The organism is Dolichospermum circinale AWQC131C (assembly GCF_000426905.1).
In the GTDB taxonomy this organism is placed as follows: domain Bacteria; phylum Cyanobacteriota; class Cyanobacteriia; order Cyanobacteriales; family Nostocaceae; genus Dolichospermum; species Dolichospermum circinale.
This window is the reverse complement of record NZ_KE384641.1, coordinates 251-1,714: the sequence shown is the minus strand read 5'-3', so window position 1 is coordinate 1,714 and position 1,464 is coordinate 251. Positions and strand designations below refer to the sequence as shown.

Annotated in this window: 1 protein-coding gene; it reads right to left on the bottom strand. The window is 48.8% G+C overall.

Annotated elements, in window-relative coordinates; genetic code table 11:
- Positions 1 to 1,464: S8 family peptidase (locus ACIR131C_RS24805; protein WP_196811806.1), on the bottom strand; the 1,464-nt coding region annotated here is incomplete at both ends.

Below are 1,464 nucleotides of genomic sequence, written 5' to 3'. Positions count from 1 at the left end.
AATTCAAAGAACAACTTATTAGCGGTGCTGGTGTTGATAACCGGACTGGTTAAATAATAGAAGTCGTGCAAGGCTGCTGTAGAGGCATTTCCACCAATAACAACCCCAGCTACACCATTATCGGCTGTGGGAGTATTGTCCGTTCCGGGATCAGGGTTCCCATATACGTGACCCGTAGAAGCTGTGGCAGCACCGATTTGCCATTCTGTACCCAGAGTCCAACCCTTGCTGTTATTGGCAAAATCATCCGAGAAGTAGGTGGTAAATCCTTCCTCAGAAATAATAGTTCCCGTTGCTGTATTAGGAGAACCACCAATGTAGCCGGTCCCAGAATTGACGGTTAAAATAACTGATTCGCTGTTTTCCTGTACGGTATCAGCAATCGGATCAACCACGACCGTTGCCGTTGTGGCATTAGCAGCAAAGGTGACAGTTCCCAGTTTCGTCGTCGGGTTGAAGGTGACACTGGCATTGGTTAATACCGTGTAATCGGCTGGGTCACTTCCCACTGGAGCGGCGTTGGCTATGCCACCCGCCCCGAAGTTAACGGTCAGGGGAGAACTTAGGTTTAAGTTGGTGCGAGTAAAGGTATAAACTAAGTTAGTCGTACCGTCTTCTTGAACACTGGCCGGGCTGACACTGACAGTTACAGAAGGTAAGTTAGCCGCCGCCAAAGCGTTAAAAACATTGAGCCGCTTACCAGAAACCGTTTTCCCTGCTAGAGCCGCAATAGAATCCCCCGTGTTCATCAAGGTATTTTTAACCTGCTGTGCGGTCCAAGTCGGATTTTGAGACCAGACTAAAGCCGCAGCCCCGGCAACGTGGGGAGTCGCCATTGAGGTCCCAGAAAGAGTTCCATAACTGTTGTTAGGCAGGGTGCTGTAAATCGCTGAACCAGGTGCGCCTAAATCTACGCTGGTTAAGCCATAGTTGGAAAACGAAGAGAGAGCATCGGTGTGGGTGGTGGAAGCAACAGAGATAATATTAGCTAGGTTGTAGGCCGCAGGATACATGGGATTAATATCTGCGTTTTGTCCACTATTACCGGCCGCCGCAATAAATAAAGCACCCGACTGACCCGCCGCATTAATAGCATCATACAAGGCTTGGCTATAGCCTCCGCCACCCCAGGAGTTGTTGGTTATTTTCACGCCCTTGGCTGTAGCATAGTTAATTGCTAAAATGGCAGCAGAGAGAGTGCCTGACCCCGTATCATCTAAAAACTTCAGGGGCATGATTTTGGCATTCCAAGCCACCCCTGTCACGCCGACCCCATTATTTCCTTTACCAGCAATAGTTCCCGAAACATGGGTGCCGTGACCATCAACATCACTGGGATTGTTATCGTTATAGGCAAAGTCCCAACCGCGAATGTCGTCTATATATCCGTTATTATCGTTATCAATGCCATCATTGGCAATTTCCCCTGGGTTTGTCCAGATATTACCGACCAAATCGGGATGG